This window comes from Allobosea sp. FG18 (assembly GCF_057809495.1).
This window is the reverse complement of sequence record NZ_JBMDKB010000021.1, coordinates 94483-111394: the sequence shown is the minus strand read 5'-3', so window position 1 is coordinate 111394 and position 16912 is coordinate 94483. Positions and strand designations below refer to the sequence as shown.

Annotated in this window: 17 protein-coding genes; 11 read left to right on the top strand and 6 right to left on the bottom strand. The window is 65.0% G+C overall.

Annotated features, from left to right (window positions below; all coding sequences use genetic code 11):
* Nucleotides 1–79 precede the first annotated feature (79 nt).
* Nucleotides 80–580 carry a (2Fe-2S)-binding protein gene (locus ACODTJ_RS22180; RefSeq protein ID WP_454656417.1) on the bottom strand — a complete coding sequence of 167 codons (501 nt, stop codon included), beginning with the start codon at nucleotides 578–580 and terminating at the stop codon, nucleotides 80–82.
* A 287-nt stretch (nucleotides 581–867) separates the two neighbouring features.
* On the opposite strand from ACODTJ_RS22180, the gene ACODTJ_RS22175 reads away from it, so the two are divergent.
* Nucleotides 868–2223: a methyl-accepting chemotaxis protein gene (locus ACODTJ_RS22175; RefSeq protein WP_454656416.1), complete on the top strand. Its 1356-nt coding sequence runs from the start codon at nucleotides 868–870 to the stop codon at nucleotides 2221–2223.
* Nucleotides 2224–2232: 9 nt separating this feature from the next.
* Here ACODTJ_RS22175 and ACODTJ_RS22170 read toward each other — a convergent pair whose 3' ends face one another.
* Nucleotides 2233–2685, bottom strand: coding sequence for an SRPBCC family protein (locus tag ACODTJ_RS22170; protein ID WP_199085851.1), 453 nt, complete (start codon nucleotides 2683–2685; stop codon nucleotides 2233–2235).
* A gap of 148 nt (nucleotides 2686–2833) precedes the next feature.
* Here ACODTJ_RS22170 and ACODTJ_RS22165 point away from each other — a divergent pair, with 148 nt between their 5' ends.
* Nucleotides 2834–4093, top strand: coding sequence for an aconitase X (locus ACODTJ_RS22165; protein WP_454656415.1), 1260 nt, complete (start codon nucleotides 2834–2836; stop codon nucleotides 4091–4093).
* Nucleotides 4084–4494, top strand: a complete 411-nt coding sequence (locus ACODTJ_RS22160; protein WP_454656414.1) for an aconitase X swivel domain-containing protein — start codon at nucleotides 4084–4086, stop codon at nucleotides 4492–4494. Before ACODTJ_RS22165 ends, ACODTJ_RS22160 begins: the two co-directional genes overlap by 10 nt.
* 181 nt (nucleotides 4495–4675) lie before the next feature.
* On the opposite strand, the gene ACODTJ_RS22155 is transcribed toward ACODTJ_RS22160, so the two are convergent.
* Nucleotides 4676–5191: a flavin reductase family protein gene (locus tag ACODTJ_RS22155; protein ID WP_454656413.1), complete on the bottom strand. Its 516-nt coding sequence runs from the start codon at nucleotides 5189–5191 to the stop codon at nucleotides 4676–4678.
* A 274-nt stretch (nucleotides 5192–5465) separates the two neighbouring features.
* On the opposite strand from ACODTJ_RS22155, the gene ACODTJ_RS22150 reads away from it, so the two are divergent.
* The 8 genes from ACODTJ_RS22150 to ACODTJ_RS22115 all read left to right on the top strand — a co-directional run bounded on the left by ACODTJ_RS22150 (nucleotide 5466) and on the right by ACODTJ_RS22115 (nucleotide 13697).
* Nucleotides 5466–5792: a cupin domain-containing protein gene (locus tag ACODTJ_RS22150; protein WP_454656412.1), complete on the top strand. Its 327-nt coding sequence runs from the start codon at nucleotides 5466–5468 to the stop codon at nucleotides 5790–5792.
* 409 nt (nucleotides 5793–6201) lie between these two features.
* Complete coding sequence (locus ACODTJ_RS22145) at nucleotides 6202–7125, top strand: branched-chain amino acid ABC transporter permease (RefSeq protein WP_454656411.1); 924 nt, start codon at nucleotides 6202–6204, stop codon at nucleotides 7123–7125.
* 4 nt (nucleotides 7126–7129) lie between these two features.
* Entirely contained in the window at nucleotides 7130–8515 is a 1386-nt protein-coding gene (gene livM / locus ACODTJ_RS22140) for a high-affinity branched-chain amino acid ABC transporter permease LivM (protein ID WP_454656410.1), read from the top strand.
* A complete protein-coding gene (locus ACODTJ_RS22135) occupies nucleotides 8515–9381 on the top strand; it encodes an ABC transporter ATP-binding protein (RefSeq protein ID WP_454656409.1) in 867 nt (288 codons plus the stop codon). Before livM ends, ACODTJ_RS22135 begins: the two co-directional genes overlap by 1 nt.
* On the top strand, nucleotides 9378–10109 hold the full coding sequence (locus ACODTJ_RS22130) for an ABC transporter ATP-binding protein (protein WP_454656408.1): 732 nt from the start codon (nucleotides 9378–9380) through the stop codon (nucleotides 10107–10109). Before ACODTJ_RS22135 ends, ACODTJ_RS22130 begins: the two co-directional genes overlap by 4 nt.
* 127 nt (nucleotides 10110–10236) lie before the next feature.
* Nucleotides 10237–10611 (top strand): DUF6867 family protein, encoded by a 375-nt coding sequence (locus ACODTJ_RS22125; RefSeq protein WP_454656407.1) that lies wholly within the window; start codon nucleotides 10237–10239, stop codon nucleotides 10609–10611.
* A 130-nt stretch (nucleotides 10612–10741) separates the two neighbouring features.
* Nucleotides 10742–11857, top strand: coding sequence for a branched-chain amino acid ABC transporter substrate-binding protein (locus tag ACODTJ_RS22120; protein ID WP_454656406.1), 1116 nt, complete (start codon nucleotides 10742–10744; stop codon nucleotides 11855–11857).
* Nucleotides 11858–12179: 322 nt separating this feature from the next.
* Nucleotides 12180–13697 (top strand): hypothetical protein, encoded by a 1518-nt coding sequence (locus ACODTJ_RS22115; RefSeq protein ID WP_454656405.1) that lies wholly within the window; start codon nucleotides 12180–12182, stop codon nucleotides 13695–13697.
* Nucleotides 13698–14011: 314 nt separating this feature from the next.
* Here ACODTJ_RS22115 and ACODTJ_RS22110 read toward each other — a convergent pair whose 3' ends face one another.
* The 3 genes from ACODTJ_RS22110 to rpe form a co-directional block, all read right to left on the bottom strand.
* Nucleotides 14012–14590: an RBBP9/YdeN family alpha/beta hydrolase gene (locus tag ACODTJ_RS22110; RefSeq protein WP_454656404.1), complete on the bottom strand. Its 579-nt coding sequence runs from the start codon at nucleotides 14588–14590 to the stop codon at nucleotides 14012–14014.
* Between the two features lie 185 nt (nucleotides 14591–14775).
* The gene (purB, locus tag ACODTJ_RS22105; protein ID WP_454658975.1) at nucleotides 14776–16083 is read right to left on the bottom strand and encodes an adenylosuccinate lyase; all 1308 of its coding nucleotides are present in this window, start codon (nucleotides 16081–16083) and stop codon (nucleotides 14776–14778) included.
* A gap of 141 nt (nucleotides 16084–16224) precedes the next feature.
* Nucleotides 16225–16908, bottom strand: a complete 684-nt coding sequence (gene rpe / locus ACODTJ_RS22100) for a ribulose-phosphate 3-epimerase (RefSeq protein WP_488850067.1) — start codon at nucleotides 16906–16908, stop codon at nucleotides 16225–16227.
* Nucleotides 16909–16912 lie beyond the last annotated feature (4 nt).

The following is a 16912-nucleotide window of genomic DNA, read 5'->3' as shown; positions in this document are numbered from 1 at the left end:
CGGCGCCTCTGCCGGGCGCCTCACTGCATGGAACGCGTGACGGATGGAGAGCCCGCACCGCAAGGCGCGGGCGAGTGCCTCATTCGGCAGCCTGGCGGGCAGGCGCGGCGCCCTTGCCCATGGCCTCGGCGCCTGCGGCGATCGCCTTGACGATATTGTGGTAGCCGGTGCAGCGGCAGATATTGCCGTCGAGATCCTCGCGGATCGTCTTCTCGTCGAGGGCGTGGCCGCGGCGGTTCACCATGTCGACGGCGGACATGATCATGCCCGGCGTGCAGAAGCCGCATTGCAGGCCATGATGCTCGCGGAAGGCCTCCTGCATCGGATGCAGCGTGTCGCCGGCGGCGAGCCCCTCGATCGTCGTGACGGAAGCGCCGTCCACGGAGACCGCGAGCGTCGTGCAGGACTTCACCGCCTTGCCGTCGAGATGCACGAGGCAGGCGCCGCATTGGCTGGTATCGCAGCCGACATGGGTTCCGGTCAGCCGCAGGTTCTCTCGCAGGAACTGCACCAGAAGGGTGCGCGGGTCGATAGTGGCGGTGACGGCTTTGCCGTTCACCGTCAGCGAAACAGTGGCCATGAGCATATCTCCTGTGACCCGTCTCTGACGCCGGCCCGCCCCCTCCCTGGGACTTGGCCGTGCTGAAGCCTCGGAACGGCCGGCCTCATCAGGCAGGCTTTCCTTGGAACAGCTCAAAAATGAATGTGGACCCGCGTTTTTCCGGGGTCAAGCGGAACGGCGCATTCCGAAAGCGGAGATTTTTACCGGAATCCGGGGGTTTTCGCCATTTCGATCTCCCGCAGGCGCACATTGGCGAAATTTTAATGAGCCCCTGTCAGACTGTTTGGCGTGGCAGGCTACCCCACATGAGCGATTTCTTGCCCTTGATCATGGACCAGATCCAGCGACGCCTGAAGGCGATCGGCTATGGAGAGGCGCAGCGCGAACGCTTGCAGCGCTATCGGCCGCTCGTCGACCGATTGATCGAGGGGCTGGTCAGCGCCGATTTCGAGCGGGCCTTCATCATCCATCCGCCGCTCCGCGAAACGGTCCTTCCGGTCGCCGAAGCACTTTACCCTGCCGAGGCGAACCATGTCCGCCTGCTGTTCGCCGGCGCCTTCGACGCGACCTATGTCGCTTCGATGGATCGCCTGTGCCAGCTCGAACGGCAGGCCAATGTCCGCAGCCGCGCCCGTGCCTCGATCGCCTTCTCGCTGGTGCGCGAAATCTGCCTGGCGAACCGGAAGCGCTCGCTTGTCTCGCCGCGGAAATTCGCCGAGGACATCTTCATCATCGAGCGAATCCTGACCTATGACGTCAATACGGCGATGACGATCAACCAGGAGATCGAGGCGAGCGACGCCCGCCGTCGCACCTCCACGCTCGACGAGGCTGCCGCCAAGCTCAAGACCCGGATCGCCCATCTCGACGAGACCATCAGCGATGCGGTCGAGCAATTCGTGGTGACGGCCGACGAAACCGGGCGGACCACCAGCTTCATCAAGGACACTGTCGGGAAGGTCGCCAGCGCCTCGGTCATCGTGCGCGAAAAGTCGCTGCAGACCGCAGCCGCGACCGAGGAGATGTCGGCCAACGTCGCCGATATCGGCCAGCGCGCCCGGCAGAGCCTGTCGATCACGCATCAGGCCGTGCTGGATGCCGGCGAAATGAACGAGGCGGTCGTCCGCCTGCGCGAAGCCACCGGCAGCATCGGCAAGGTCGTCGGTATGATCGCCGACATCGCCGCCCAGACCAATCTGCTCGCCCTCAATGCCACGATCGAGGCCGCCCGCGCCGGCGAGGCCGGCCGCGGCTTCGCCGTCGTCGCCGCCGAGGTGAAGTCGCTCGCGACCCAGACGGCGAGCGCGACGCAGGACATCGCCGGCCAGATCGCCGAGCTTGCGGCCAGCGCCGAGGCCTGCGGCACCCACGCCGCTGCCATCGCCGCAACGGTCGATGCCATCCGCCTCGATTCCGAGGCGATCTCGGAAGCCGTCACACAGCAGAGCAAGGTCACCGCCTCGATCGCGCACGATGCCGCCATGGTCGCAGACAGCTCGGACGCGGCGATCGAAAGCGCCAATGCCGTCAATGGCAGCCTGGACATGACCCAGACGGCGCTTGAGCGGGCGAATGTCGCCGCCGCCAACATCGCGCTTCAGGTCGGCGCGGCGGAGGCCGCTGTGAGCCAGGCGCTGGCTGCGCTGCGCGAAGCCTCCTGAGCAACGGCCTCAGCCTTCGCTCACCGCCTTGGCGAAATTGGCGAAGAACTCGTCGGCCAGCTTCTTCGAAACCGAGTCGATCAGGCGCGAGCCGAGCTGCATCAGCTTGCCGCCGACCTGCGCCTCGACCTCGTAGCGCAGCAGGGTCTGGCCTCCCTCGGCATCGCTCAGATGGACGCGAGCGCCCCCCTTTGCGAAGCCGGCAATACCACCCTCGCCCTCGCCGGAGATGCGATAGCCGTTCGGTGGATCGAGTTCGCTGAGCTCGACCTTGCCCTTGAAGGTCGCCTTCACCGGTCCCAGCTTGACCTTCACCACGGCCGAGAGATGCGTGTCGTCGTCCATGGTGAGCTGCTCGCAGCCGGGAATGCAGGCTTTCAGCACCTCCGGGTCGTTCAGCTTGGCCCAGACCACGTCCTTGGCGGCCGGCAATGTCGCCTCGCCGTTCATCGTCATCGCCATGGCGCGTCTCCCGCATGAGGTCACCGCGACACGGGCGATTGCGGCCGGCGCGGTTCGAAGGTTATCCAGTTCCCTATCCATGGTCGCAAAGCCCCCGCCTGCACAAGAGGCGCCCGGCATGGAGCCTGCGCTCTTTCCGGGAGGACCGATGCTGGAACTCACCCAAGACGAACGCGCGATCGCTGGTGGCGCCGCCGGCGAAGGCGCGGCCATGGCGATGCGGATCGTGGCCGAGGCGGCCCGCCTGATGGGCGCACCGCGCCTGATCCCGGTCGCCTCCGCCCATATCGACGGGGCGCTCTACCATGGCGATTCCGGCACGCTCTTCGCGGAGAAACTCGTCGCGGGCGGTGCCCGCGTCGGCGTGCGGGCCAGCCTGAATGTCGGCTCGCTGGCACCGGCCGGCTGCGCGGCGATCCGCCTGCCTCCGCATCAGCGCGACATGGCCCGGCGCATGATGCGCGCCTATGAGGCGATGGGCTGCGAGCCGAGCTGGACCTGCGCGCCCTATCAGGCCGGGCATCGGCCGGCACAGGGCAGCGACGTCGCCTGGGGTGAATCCAACGCAGTTGTCTTCTGCAATTCCGTGCTCGGCGCCCGCACCAATCGCTACGGCGATTTCCTCGACATTGCCTGCGCCATCGCCGGCCGCGCCCCCGATTACGGCCTGCATCGCCCCGAGAACCGGATTGCGACGCTGTTGATCGATGTCGGCAGCCTCTCCCGCGAACTCCGTTCCTCCGACGTGTTCTATCCCGTGCTCGGCACGATCCTCGGCCGCCGTGCCGGCAGCGACGTTGCCGTGATCGAGGGCCTCCAGGGCTGTACCAGCGAAGACCGGCTCAAGGCACTCGGCGCGGCTGCTGCTTCGGCCGGCGGCGTCGGGCTCTTCCATGTCGCAGGCGTGACCCCCGAGGCCCCGGACGCGGCGACCGCGCTGGGCGGCGCCGCGCCGCGCGAAACGATCGTCCTGACACCCGGCGACATCGCCACCGCCCTCGCCCGCCTCTCGACGGCCGGATCGACGGACCGCATCGATGCCGTCGCCATCGGCTCGCCGCATCTCTCGCTGGCCGAGATCGACGAACTCGAACGCCTCATGGCCGGGCGCCGACTGAACGTGCCGCTCTATGCCAATACCGGCCGCCATGTCGTCGGCCCGCTTGAAGCGCAGGGCCGGCGCTCAGCGCTGGAAGCGGCGGGCGTCGTCTTCGTCGTCGATACCTGCGTCGTCGTAACCCCGATCCTGCCGGAGCTGGAAGGCGCGGTGCTGATGACCAATTCCGGCAAGTTCGCCCATTACGCGCCGGGCAATACCGGCTACGCCGTGACCTATGGCTCGCTTTCGGAATGCGTCGAGAGCGCGGTCGCCGGCCGGCTCGTCAGGGAGGCCCGCGCATGGCGCTGAAGGCGGAAATCCTCCTGCCTGGCAACGCCGTCTCGGGCGCCTGCCTGGCCTTGACCGCCCCGATCAGCTTCTGGGGCGGGGTCGATCCAGCGAGCGGCGCGATCATCGATGCCCGCCATCCCGAACGCGGGCAGAACATCGCCGGCCGCATCCTCGCCTTGCCGGGCACGATCGGCTCGTCCTCGGCCTCGGCCGTGCTGCTGGAACTGGTCCATGCCGGCAAGGCGCCGACCGCCCTGCTGATGGACGCGCCGGACGCGATTCTTCTGCTCGGGCTCGTCGTCGCCCGCGAGATGGGCTGGCCGACGCCGCCGGCCTTCCGCCTGCCGGCCGCCGATCAGAGGGCACTTGCCGATCGCAGGATCGCGATCTCGGCAGAGGGGCTGATCACGGCGGCTTAGCGACTGTTCGATCCCGGTCACAATCACCTTGTCATTCCGGGGCTTCGCGTCAGCGAAGAACCCGGAACCCACGACTGGGCGAGCCGCCAGCAACTCGCGAAGTGATGCTTAACCCGGTCGTGGGTTCCGGGTTCGCACCTTCGGCGCGCCCCGGAATGACAAGGAGCAGCTTGAGCCGCCGCTAAACCGCGCTGAAACGGCGGTGGCGGTAGATCAGCCCCGCCACGCGCCCCGCGCCGCCAAGACCGACGACCTCGCCGATCACGATACGATGGCTGGCGACGTCATGCGTCGCGACCAGCCGGCAGTCGAAGGCCGAGATCGCATCGAGCAGGACCGGCGCCCCCGTGACGAGCTTGCCCCAACGGGCGGTCTCGAAGCGTGCCTCACCCTCGATGCCCCGCCGGCTGGCGAAGATTTCCGCGAGATCGACGAGCTGTTCCGGCAAGGTGTTGATGCAGAACGTCCCGCTGGCCTCGATCGCGGCCAGCGTGCGGCTGCCCCGCGCAATGCAGGCGAGCACGGTCGGCGGCGAATCGGAAACAGAAGCGACGGCTGTCGCGGTCAACCCGATGCGCCCGCCCGGCCCGCTGGTGGTCACGACATGGACGGCACTCGCGACCCGCGCCATGGCATCGCGGAAAGCATGGGCCTCCGGATGGTCCAGCGGCGGCAGGGGATGGACGGTCTTCGTCATCAGCTCGATCGGTGCACTGTCCCGCATCCGGCGGAACAGCAGTCCATGTAGAGATTCAAGGAAGCCGGCGCCAGCCATCGCGGCGCAGGCATGCCCGTGCACGGCAGTTGGGGCTTTCCCGTCCGCCAGCGGCCCGGCGCAACCATGGTCTGCGCCCGGCAGCTTGATCTCGCGATCGCGATCCCTCAGGCTCGACCGATGTCGGCTGCCAGCGGCCGGGCCGGGGCCTGATCGGGAGAACCGGCGAACCGGCGTTCCGACCCAGGAGACCCAGATGGCCTTCACCTGCACGATCCCCGCCACGCCCACCATCCAGCAGGACGACGAGACGATCCGGATCACCCGCTGGGATTTCGAGCCCGGCGCCGTCACGGGCTGGCACGAGCATGGCTGGCCCTATTTCGTCATCATGCTCGTGGCGGGTACGCTGCGCATCCACAACGGCACGGATGTCACCGACGTGCCGCTGGCGCAGGGGCAGGCCTATATGCGCCCGGCCGGCATCCGCCACGACGTCATGAACGGGTCCGACCACCCGATCGCCTTTGTCGAGATCGAGGTGAAGCAGCCCGGCGCCCTGAAGGAACTCACCTTGCCGTGACGGCAGCAGCCGCGCGACAGGCCTCGCGGGCACAGCCGGGGCCCGTCGCCACACGGCGCTGATCCATGCATTTTTCCGATCCAACGATCAGCTTTTCGTATTCGTCTTTCGGATGAGCCGCCTTCGGGTGCATGACAGCCCGCTGTAGCCGAGATGGCAGGAAATGCCGTTCACCCAAGTTTTCCCCGCTCACCACGCAATCATCATGCGCAGAACGCCCGCAATCCCGCAGAGTATTCTGCACATTTTCGCGCCGTTTGGTTCGTAATTGCTTTTGACAGAAATTTGGCGCGGAGCGATTGTCGCTGACGCGAGCCGTTGGTAGCTCTGCACAGCAATCGCATCCCGCATGCGCCGGTGTCATGCCGACGACAAGAACGGGAGCTGGTTCGAGGGGTCGGCGTTTTCAATGGAAGTCTTCCTGCAGCAGCTCATCAACGGGCTGACACTGGGATCGATCTACGGTCTCATCGCCATCGGCTACACGATGGTCTTCGGCATCATCGGCATGGTGAACTTCGCCCATGGCGACATTTTCATGCTCTCCGCCTTCATCGCGCTGATCTTCTTCATGCTGATCACGGCGGTGGTCGGCACCGGGGCCGGCATGGTCATGCTGGCGCTGATCGTGGTGCTGGCGCTGGCGATGTTCTTCACCTCGCTGTGGAACTGGACGATCGAGCGTGTCGCCTACCGGCCGCTGCGCGGCTCCTTCCGCCTGGCGCCGCTGATCTCGGCGATCGGCATGTCGATCTTCCTGATGAATTTCGTGCAGGTCGTGCAGGGCCCGCGCAACAAGTCGATCCCGCCGCTGCTCAACAAGTCGATCACGCTGATCGAGAGCACGACCTACTCGGTGCAGATCTCCTACAAGCAGATCGTCATCATCCTGACGACGGCGGTGCTGCTCGCGGCCTTCTGGTACATCGTGCAGAAGACGCCGCTCGGCCGGGCCCAGCGCGCCTGCGAGCAGGACCGCAAGATGGCGGCCCTCCTCGGCATCGACGTCGACCGCACCATCTCGATCACCTTCGTCATGGGCGCCGCGCTCGCGGCGGTGGCCGGCGTGATGTACCTCGTGCTCTATGGCGTCGTGAACTTCGCCGACGGCTTCACACCCGGCGTCAAGGCCTTCACGGCCGCGGTGCTCGGCGGCATCGGCTCGCTGCCCGGCGCGGTCATCGGCGGCCTGCTGATCGGCCTGATCGAGGTGATGTGGTCGGCCTATTTCACCATCGACTACAAGGACGTCGCCGCCTTCACGATCCTGGCGATCGTGCTGGTCTTCATGCCCTCCGGCCTGCTTGGGCGCCCGGAAGTCGAGAAGGTCTGACGCCATGGCGAGCAACCCGACCGCAAACCCGGCCGCTCCCGGCCGCGACCTGAAGGCGGCCTTCAAGGAGGCCGGCTTCGCCGCCCTCGTCACGCTGGGCCTCTGCATCCCGATCATCGCCTGGGGCACGCGCCAGAACATGGACAATGTCCTGGTGCTCGACCCGCGCTGGGATGCCGTCGCCTGGGCCGTCGCCATCGTCTTCGTCGGCCGCTTCCTGGTCGCGCTGCGCAAGCAGGGCCAGCAGGAGGGCAAGGCCACGATGCGCATCCTGCCGCACGGCACCATCGCCTTCTTCCAACGCTATTCCCGCATCTTCTCGGTGTTCGGGCTGGGCTTCCTCGTCACCTTCCCGGCGATCGCGATCGGCCTCGCCGGCTGGGGCGGCGCGCTGAAATGGATCGACAATTTCGGCGTCCAGATCCTGATCTACGTCATGCTCGGCTGGGGCCTGAACATCGTCGTCGGCCTCGCCGGCCTGCTCGACCTCGGCTATGTGGCCTTCTACGCCGTCGGCGCCTATTCCTACGCGCTGCTGGCCAAGAATTTCGGCCTGTCCTTCTGGCTGCTGCTGCCGCTCGCCGGCATCCTCGCCGCCTTCTGGGGCATGCTGCTCGGCTTCCCGGTGCTGCGCCTGCGCGGCGACTATCTCGCCATCGTGACGCTGGCCTTCGGCGAGATCATCCGCCTGGTGCTGATCAACTGGACCGAGTTCTCGAACGGCTATGCCGGCATTTCCGGCATTCCGCGCCCCACCTTCTTCGGCATACCCTTCACGGCGGCGGATAATGGTTTCGCCGCCGTTTTCGGGCTGGAGTTCACGCCGCTCTACCGAACGATCTTCCTCTACTACCTGATCCTCTGCCTCGCGCTGCTGACCGCCTTCGTCACGCTGCGGCTGCGCCGCCTGCCGGTCGGGCGCGCCTGGGAGGCGCTGCGCGAGGACGAGATCGCCTGCCGCTCGCTCGGCATCAACACCACCAACACCAAACTCACCGCCTTCTCGATCGGCGCCATGTTCGGCGGCTTCGCCGGCGCCTTCTTCTCGGCGCGGCAGGGTTTCATCTCGCCTGAATCCTTCGTCTTCATGGAATCGGCCGTGATCCTCGCCATCGTCGTGCTCGGCGGCATGGGCTCGCTCTGGGGCTGCGCCATCGCGGCGATCGCGATGATCGGCGGCACCGAGCTCCTGCGCGAGCTCGAATGGATGAAGCAGATCTTCGGCAACGACTTCGACCCGACGAAGTACCGCATGCTGATCTTCGGCTTCGCCATGGTGGTGATCATGATCTGGAAGCCGCGCGGCCTGATCTCGACCCGCGAGCCCACCGCCTTCCTCAAGGAGAAGAAGAAGATCTCTGCCGACATGGTCCAGGAGGGGCACGGCTGATGGCCACGAACGCTCCCCAATTGACGCCGCAGGGCCGCGCCCTGCTGGAGGTCGAGCAGGTCACCATGCGCTTCGGCGGCCTGACCGCCGTCAACGCGCTGTCCTTCCAGGCCCGCAAGGGCGAGATCACCGCGCTGATCGGCCCCAACGGCGCCGGCAAGACCACGGTCTTCAACTGCATCACCGGCTTCTACAAGCCGACGCAGGGCATGATCTCGCTCAACCACGAAGACGGCACGAGCTATCTGCTCGAGCGCATGCTGGACTTCCGCATCTCCTGGAAGGCCAAGGTCGCCCGCACCTTCCAGAACATCCGCCTTTTCGGCGGCATGACGGTGCTGGAGAACCTGCTCGTCGCCCAGCACAACCCGCTGATGCTGGCCTCCGGCTTCACCTTCCTCGGCGTACTCGGCGTCGGCGGCTACAAGGCCCGCGAGAGGGAGGCGATCGAGAAGGCCAAGTTCTGGCTCGACAAGATCAACCTGACCCATCGCGCCGACGATCCCGCCGCCGACCTGCCCTATGGCGACCAGCGCCGGCTGGAGATCGCGCGGGCCATGTGCACCGACCCGGTCCTGCTCTGCCTCGACGAACCGGCCGCGGGCCTCAACCCGCGCGAGAGCCACGACCTCAACACGCTGCTGCTCTCGATCCGCAAGGACCTGGGCACGGCGCTGCTGCTGATCGAGCACGACATGTCCGTCGTCATGGAAATCTCGGACCACGTCGTGGTCCTCGACTACGGCACCAAGATCGCCGACGGCACGCCGGCCGAAGTACAGGCCGACCCGAAGGTCATCGCTGCCTATCTCGGCGTCGATGATGAGGAGGTCGAAGAGGTCGAAGCGGAGGTCGGCATCTCGTGACTCAAGCTCAGCCTCTTCTGGCCGTCCGCGGCGTCAAGACCTATTACGGCAAGATCATCGCGCTGAAGGGCGTCGACATCGACGTCAATCCCGGCGAGATCGTCACCATGATCGGCGCCAACGGCGCAGGCAAATCCACGCTGATGATGACGATCTTCGGCAATCCGCAGGCCCGCGAAGGCTCGGTCACCTATGAGGGCCGCGATATCACGCGGATGCCGAGCCACGAGATCGCGAGGCTGGGCATTGCCCAGTCACCCGAAGGCCGCCGCATCTTCCCGCGCATGACGGTGTTCGAGAACCTGCAGATGGGCGCCGCCGTCCGCAATTTCGAGAATTTCGACGAGGATCTCGAAAAGATCTGCGTGCTCTTCCCGCGTATCCGGGAGCGTCTGCAGCAGCGCGGCGGCACGCTCTCCGGCGGCGAGCAGCAGATGGTCGCGATCGCACGCGCCCTGATGGCCCGCCCGAAATTGCTTCTGCTCGACGAGCCATCGCTCGGCCTCGCACCCCTGATCGTGAAGCAGATCTTCGAGGCGATCCGCGAGCTCAACCGGACGCAGGGGCTCACCGTCTTCCTGGTCGAGCAGAACGCCTTCCATGCGCTGAAGCTCGCCCATCGCGGCTATGTGATGGTCAACGGCGTCATCACCATGAGCGGCACCGGCAAGGATCTGCTCGCCAATCCGCAGGTCCGCGCCGCCTATCTCGAAGGCGGCCGGCACTGACACGAGACGGCGGAGGGTCACCTCTCCTCCGCTGCAACTTTTTGATGAGAGACGGCCGCACGCCACCCATGCCATCGCTGTGGTGATGTCAGCCGCTTCCAAAGCCGCCTGAAGCGGGGAACACGAGATGCAGGGCATCCTCTACGAAGAACCGACGGTCTGGCTCTTCCTGCTGGTGACGGTCGTCATGGGCGGCTGGCTTGCCTGGATGGCCGGCCGCGCCATCGCGCTGACCTGGCGGTCGAACTGGCAGCTCGTCGTCTACATGCTGGTGCTCGGCCTGTTCGTGCGCTTCATCCATTTCGCGCTGTTCCAGGCGACGCTGCTGACGCTGCACTACTACATCGTCGATACCATCCTGCTCATCGCCTTCGGCTATGCCGGCTGGCGCTACACCCGGGCGAAGCAGATGACGCGGCAGTATCACTGGCTGTTCGAGCGCGCCGGCCCCTTCGGCTGGAAACCCCGCCCGGGCGCCGAAATACGACCTGAATTGCTCTAAAGAGCTCATGAGCTTGTCGCGTGACAGACCATCGGAAAAGCGCAAGACTGCGGCTCACGGTGGCCATAACGCGCCGAGACGGGCGGCCCGTCCAGCCCGTTGGTCAATCAATACAGGGGAGTTGCATCACATGAAGAAACTGCTGTTGGGCGGTATTGCGCTCGGCGCGGTCCTTGCCTTCTCCGGCATGGCCAATGCGCAGATCAAGCTCGGTGTCGGCGGCCCGATCACCGGCCCGAACGCCGCGTTCGGCGCACAGCTCAAGAACGGCGCCGAGCAGGCGGTCGAGGATATCAACGCCGCCGGCGGCGTCCTCGGCCAGAAGATCACGATCTCGGTCGGCGACGACGTCTCCGATCCGAAGCAGGGCGTCTCGGTCGCCAACAAGTTCGTCGGTGACGGCGTGAAATGGGTGCTCGGCCACTTCAACTCTGGCGTCACCATGCCGGCCTCCGAAGTCTATGCTGAAAACGGCATCCTGATGATCTCGCCTTCGGCCACGAACCCGAAGATCACCGAGCGCGGCCTGTGGAACACCTTCCGCACCTGCGGCCGTGACGACCAGCAGGGCAGCGTCGCCTCGGCCTATCTCCTGAAGAACTTCAAGGACAAGAAGATCGCCGTCGTCCACGACAAGACGACCTATGGCCAGGGCCTCGCCGACGAGACCAAGAAGGGTCTCAATGCCGGCGGCGTCAAGGAAGTGCTCTACGAAGGCATCAACGCCGGCGAGAAGGACTTCTCGGCGCTCGTCTCGAAGATCAAGGCCTCCGGTGCCGACTACCTCTACTGGGGCGGCCTGCACACCGAAGGCGGCCTGATCGTGCGCCAGATGCGCGACCAGGGCCTGAAGACGGTCCTCGTCTCGGGTGACGGCATCACCACCGACGAGTTCGCCACCATCGGCGGCCCCGGCGTCGAAGGCACCCTGATGACCTTCCCGCCGGATCCGCAGAAGCGCCCGGAAGCGGCCGCCGTCGTCCAGAAGTTCGCGGCCAAGAACTTCAAGCCGGAAGCCTATACGCTGTACAGCTACGCCGCCGTCCAGATCATGGCGGAAGGCGCCAAGCGCGCGAACTCGGTCGATCCCAAGAAGATCGCCGCCGCGCTGCATGGCGGCCAGCCGGTCAAGACCGTGATCGGCGATATCGGCTTCGACAAGAAGGGCGACATCACCCGTCCGGACTACACCGTCTACACCTGGAAGAAGGCCGCCGACGGCAAGATCACCTATGTCGAGAATTGATCTCGGCGGCTGATCCGGTCTCCTGAACGAAAGAGCCCGCCCCGGGATGTCCGGGGCGGGCTTTTCGCTATGTGCGGCAGCTCTTTCGCGTGGCGTCGACCCAAGTAGCGTCCTCCAGCCGACACCGGACAGCCGAGCGCGCAGCGCCGGCCGCTTCCAACCATTCAGCAAGTCTCGTGTGCAGCCACCAGGGCAAGTTCAAGCCGCAGGATCGATGCAATCCATAATCTTCCATCCAAAAATAACACAACCATAAGTTGCATAATGTCGATTTGATCATTACCTTGCGGCAGCCACCTGTGCGGTGGCCCGGGAGGAAAACATGTCTCGAACTGTCAGCTCAGCACTGCTTTCGCTCACGCTTCTTGCCCCGTTCGGCGCCCAGGCGCAGCAACCGCTGTTCGGGGACTGGGGAAATCCCGCATGGAGCCGGTACTTCAAGGCGATCGAAACCCGTTTGATCGGACCGACCCCCTCGAACAGCGACCTGGCCATCCTGCTTCCCACACCGACCAACGCCGACTGGGCCAGCAACAATCCGACCCGACGTCTGCTCGCCATGAATAATTGGGGCGAAACCATGCCGTCATTCCAATGGACCTATCTGCGCAACAGCTCGAAACGCATCAGCGACGGCTACAAGTACTTTCTCAATGCCGCGATGCTGCAGAGAATCGGCCAGGGAACCGCGAGCGACGACTTGAAGAATGCGACGCGGCGAGCTCTGGACGAGCTCGAATTCGCCCGTTCGGATTACAAGGCCTCCGTGGACCAGGCAGATGCCGCATATGAGAACTATGCCGGCGTGACCCCCAAACCCCAACGGCTCACCAAGGCGCAATTCTTCAAGCAGCAAGCTTATGACGTCCAGATCAAGGTCAAGGACAGGGCGCTCAAAGAGGCGGCGGGCACCTTTGACATCATATCCAGCGGTCTGAACGACCCCGACATCGCCCTTCTCAAGGACGCGCAGATAAGGCTCACCAACCCCAACCAGAAAATCAGGCTGCCCGCATCGGAACAATTGATAAACGATCCGGATCGCTGGCAAGAATACTACATAACAACAATAGATAAATCGCTTAACATATTCGCGAATGACTACAAACCACAAACACAAGAAATAAACGAAGCACAATCATCTTCACAATATTTCGAATCACGCTGGAAGGTCAATGTCAGCGTCAAATTCCTCGGATTATTTCGGACCGCTGGGGCCAGCGCAGAACAGACCACACGCGAAAATCATGTCAGGACCAACACGACGAACATACAGATCGGGTTCGAGAACCTGGACGTTTTCCCGATTACGCGTGGAGAGTGGTACAGCCAGAACGTCATTGACAAGTTTGGGCCTACACTCAAGACGAGCGAATTCAATGCCGTGTTCGGCCCGGGCGGACAGCTCGAGGTCATTCCGATGAACCTTCTCGTCGGGAAGGGCATGTCGTTCACCGTTTTCGCCGATAGCCAATCCCTGGACTACGTGTACGAGCACTTTCATGCCGCCGCAGATGCGGGGATTATGATCGGATGGTGGAGGCTGGGAGGAAGCGGGGAGTACTCGACGACCAAGGAGAATGTCGAAGTCAAACGCTTCTCGGACAGGATTACATTCACGGACCTGAGCGGCAGGCCGCAAGTCATCGCGATGGCCGTGAAACATATGGCCGGCAGCATGAAGCCTGCAGCGGCTGTACCGCAGCTCCTGACCGCGGAACAGACGATGAAGGGCCTCAAGAATGTCGAGGCCATCTGGGCGAACGAACAGGGCGCAAAAGCGCTCCAGAACTTTGCCAGCCCCATGCTGATGCAGAATCTGAGGCTGCAACTCCAATAGCGGGGTGAGATCAGCCAGACCAAAGCCGATCGGGCCAGACAGACCCGATCGGCTGAGCTGCCTTATGCTGATCCATAACGGATCGCACGGCTCGAGCGGCAAATGTCGTCGGCACGTCAGAAATGCTGCTGCGGCAAGGACAAATTCCCGCCATCGCTCATGGACCGGCAAGCGTACCTGTCGATTCCGGATTGTTGCCGCGCACCGGGGGGCGATCGCGCGCTGCGCCTCCCGTGCCGGCCCCCGCTGACAAGCGGGGCCGCATAGGACAGCGGGCATCAATGCGCTGGGGAAGCCGGCGACCCGCCGCCCGCCTATTGACTCAATCTGTGCGGAACCACGCTCAAGCTCTTGAGGAAGCCCGCGAAACGCAGGAGACCGTCCGGCCAGGGACCATGCCCGGACTCGCTGTTGAGATGGCCGCTATCGCCGGCATCGACGAATTCCGAGCCCCAGGCTTCGGCCAACGCCTTCGCCTCGTCCTGCGTGCAATAGGGATCGGTCGCGCTGCCGATCAGGACTGAGGGGAATGGCAGCTTCTCGCGGCGATGCGCGATGAAATCCGGCCCCATACCGGGCACCGCCCCTTTCGCCTTCTCGGAAGCCGGGGCGACCAGAAAGGCACCTGCGACCTCGCCGGGGTGGAGATGCTCGGCGGCGAAGGCGATCGCACTGCAGCCAGCCGAGTGCCCGACGAGCACGACGGGGCGCGTCGCGCTGCGCACGGCCTTCACGATCTCATCCGCCCAGACATGGCGAGAGGGTTTGTACCAGTCCGCCTGCTCGACGCGGCGCGCCGTCTTCAGGCGGGTCGCCCAGCGGCTCTGCCAATGGTCGGGCCCGGAGCCCGACCAGCCGGGAACGATGAGGATATCGACGTCGGAGGATTTCATGATGGATCAGTAGAGCTGTCTTCCCGTGCGCGCTGCAGCGTGAAACGCTGCTGCGCAGACACGGGACCGTCTTACGAAGAAGCGCCTTTCCGTCATGCGGCCCCGCATCTGCGCAGCAGCACTTGCGTGCTGCGGCGCGTGCGGGATGACGAACCGGCCCAAAGTAAGTTCGCCCATCAACCGCTTCAAGCGTCCCCGAACACCCGGCGGAAGATCGTGTCGACATGCTTGAAGTGATAACCCTCGTCGAACATCGCCTTGAGCTCGGAAGCGGAGAGCTTCCCGGCGACGTCCTTGTCAGCCATCAGGTTGGTCAGGAAGTCCTCGCCATGCTCCCAGGTGCGCATCGCGTTGCGCTGGACCATGGAATAGCTGTCCTCGCGGCTGGCGCCGGCCTGGGTCAGGGCCAGCAGCACGCGCTGCGAATTGTGCAGGCCGCCGAGACGGTCGAGGTTCTTGCGCATGTTCTGCGGATAGATCAACAGCTTGTCGACGACGCCGGTGAGCCGCGCCAGCGCAAAATCAAGGGTCACGGTGGCGTCGGGGCCGATCATGCGCTCGACGGACGAGTGCGAGATGTCGCGCTCATGCCAGAGAGCAACGTTCTCCAGCGCCGGCGTGACCATGCCGCGCACGAGACGGGACAGGCCCGTCAGGTTCTCGGTCAGCACCGGGTTGCGCTTGTGCGGCATCGCCGAAGAGCCCTTTTGGCCCGGCGAGAAATACTCCTCCGCCTCGTAGACCTCGGTGCGCTGCAGATGGCGGATCTCGGTCGAGAGCCGCTCGATGCAGGAGGCGACGACGCCGAGCGTCGCGAAATACATCGCGTGCCGGTCGCGCGGGATCACCTGGGTCGAGACCGGCTCGACGGTCAGCCCCATCTTCTCGGCGACATAGGCTTCGACCTGCGGGTCGATATTGGCGAAGGTGCCGACGGCGCCGGAGATCGCGCAGGTCGCGATCTCGGCGCGGGCCGCGACGAGGCGGGCGCGGCAGCGGTCGAACTCGGCATAGGCCTGTGCCAGCTTCAGCCCGAAGGTCACCGGCTCGGCATGGATGCCATGCGAGCGGCCGATGGTCGGGGTGAGCTTGTGCTCGAAGGCGCGGCGCTTGATCGCGGCGAGCAGCGCGTCGACATCGGCGATCAGGAGATCGGTGGCACGCGCGAGCTGGACCGACAGCGTGGTGTCGAGGATATCAGACGAGGTCATGCCCTGGTGGACGAAGCGGGCCTCGGGCCCAACGATCTCGGCCAGATGCGTCAGGAAGGCGATGACGTCATGCTTGGTGACGCGCTCGATCTCGTCGATGCGCGCGACGTCGAAGACGGCGTCCCTGGCCTTGGCCCAGATCGTCGCGGCCGCTTCTTTCGGCACAACGCCGAGCTCGGCGAGCTTGTCAGTCGCATGCGCCTCGATCTCGAACCAGATGCGGAAGCGGGTCTGCGGCTCCCAGATGGCAACCATCTCGGGGCGGGAATAGCGCGGGATCATGCTCGTTTCAGCCTCTGCACCGCCGTCATGCTCGCCCTTGTGGCGAGCATCCACGACTTGAACACCGCCCTCGATCCGCCGAGACGTGGATGGTCGGGACAAGCCCGACCATGACGGCAGGCGCCGAAAACGGCAATAATCTCAAACCCACGATCCGCGCGCGGCTTCGGCAGCCTTGCGGATCGCTTCGATATTGCCGGCATAGGCAGAAGGCCCGCCCTTGAACACGGCGGAGCCGGCGACCAGCGTATCCGCGCCGGCCTTCACGACCAGCGGCGCAGTCTCCGGCGTCACCCCGCCATCGATCTCGATGGAGATCGGCCGGTCGCCGACCAGCGCCTTCACCTGCGCGACCTTCTCGACCACCGAATGGATGAAGCTCTGCCCGCCAAAGCCGGGATTGACCGTCATCAGCAGGATGAGATCGACATCCTGGATCAGCGCCTCGGCGGCGCTCGCCGGCGTGCCGGGGTTGAGCACGATACCGGGCTGCTTGCCCTGCGCCTTGATCGCCTGCAGCGTGCGGTGCGGATGCGGGCCCGCCTCGACATGGAAGGAGATCAGGTCGGCGCCGGCCTTGGCGAAGGCTTCGACATAGGGGTCGACGGGCGCGATCATCAGATGCACGTCGAAGAACTTCTGGGTGTGCGGGCGGATCGCCTTCAGCACATCGGGGCCGAAGGTGATATTCGGCACGAAATGCCCATCCATCACGTCGCAATGGATCCAGTCGGCGCCGGCGGCATCGACAGCGCGCACGTCCTCGCCGAGCTGGGCGAAATCGGCCGAGAGGATCGAGGGGGCGATGCGGATGGGATGGGTCATGGCC

Coding starts and splice junctions, on each gene's coding strand:
- ACODTJ_RS22180 (WP_454656417.1), bottom strand. CDS start 580: ATGGCCACTGTTTCGCTGACGGTGAACGGCAAAGCCGTCACCGCCACT.
- ACODTJ_RS22115 (WP_454656405.1), top strand. CDS start 12,180: ATGTCTCGAACTGTCAGCTCAGCACTGCTTTCGCTCACGCTTCTTGCC.
- livM (WP_454656410.1), top strand. CDS start 7,130: ATGGCGAGCAACCCGACCGCAAACCCGGCCGCTCCCGGCCGCGACCTG.
- rpe (WP_488850067.1), bottom strand. CDS start 16,908: ATGACCCATCCCATCCGCATCGCCCCCTCGATCCTCTCGGCCGATTTC.
- ACODTJ_RS22145 (WP_454656411.1), top strand. CDS start 6,202: ATGGAAGTCTTCCTGCAGCAGCTCATCAACGGGCTGACACTGGGATCG.
- ACODTJ_RS22110 (WP_454656404.1), bottom strand. CDS start 14,590: ATGAAATCCTCCGACGTCGATATCCTCATCGTTCCCGGCTGGTCGGGC.
- purB (WP_454658975.1), bottom strand. CDS start 16,083: ATGATCCCGCGCTATTCCCGCCCCGAGATGGTTGCCATCTGGGAGCCG.
- ACODTJ_RS22155 (WP_454656413.1), bottom strand. CDS start 5,191: ATGACGAAGACCGTCCATCCCCTGCCGCCGCTGGACCATCCGGAGGCC.
- ACODTJ_RS22175 (WP_454656416.1), top strand. CDS start 868: ATGAGCGATTTCTTGCCCTTGATCATGGACCAGATCCAGCGACGCCTG.
- ACODTJ_RS22170 (WP_199085851.1), bottom strand. CDS start 2,685: ATGGCGATGACGATGAACGGCGAGGCGACATTGCCGGCCGCCAAGGAC.
- ACODTJ_RS22150 (WP_454656412.1), top strand. CDS start 5,466: ATGGCCTTCACCTGCACGATCCCCGCCACGCCCACCATCCAGCAGGAC.
- ACODTJ_RS22120 (WP_454656406.1), top strand. CDS start 10,742: ATGAAGAAACTGCTGTTGGGCGGTATTGCGCTCGGCGCGGTCCTTGCC.
- ACODTJ_RS22135 (WP_454656409.1), top strand. CDS start 8,515: ATGGCCACGAACGCTCCCCAATTGACGCCGCAGGGCCGCGCCCTGCTG.
- ACODTJ_RS22125 (WP_454656407.1), top strand. CDS start 10,237: ATGCAGGGCATCCTCTACGAAGAACCGACGGTCTGGCTCTTCCTGCTG.
- ACODTJ_RS22160 (WP_454656414.1), top strand. CDS start 4,084: ATGGCGCTGAAGGCGGAAATCCTCCTGCCTGGCAACGCCGTCTCGGGC.
- ACODTJ_RS22165 (WP_454656415.1), top strand. CDS start 2,834: ATGCTGGAACTCACCCAAGACGAACGCGCGATCGCTGGTGGCGCCGCC.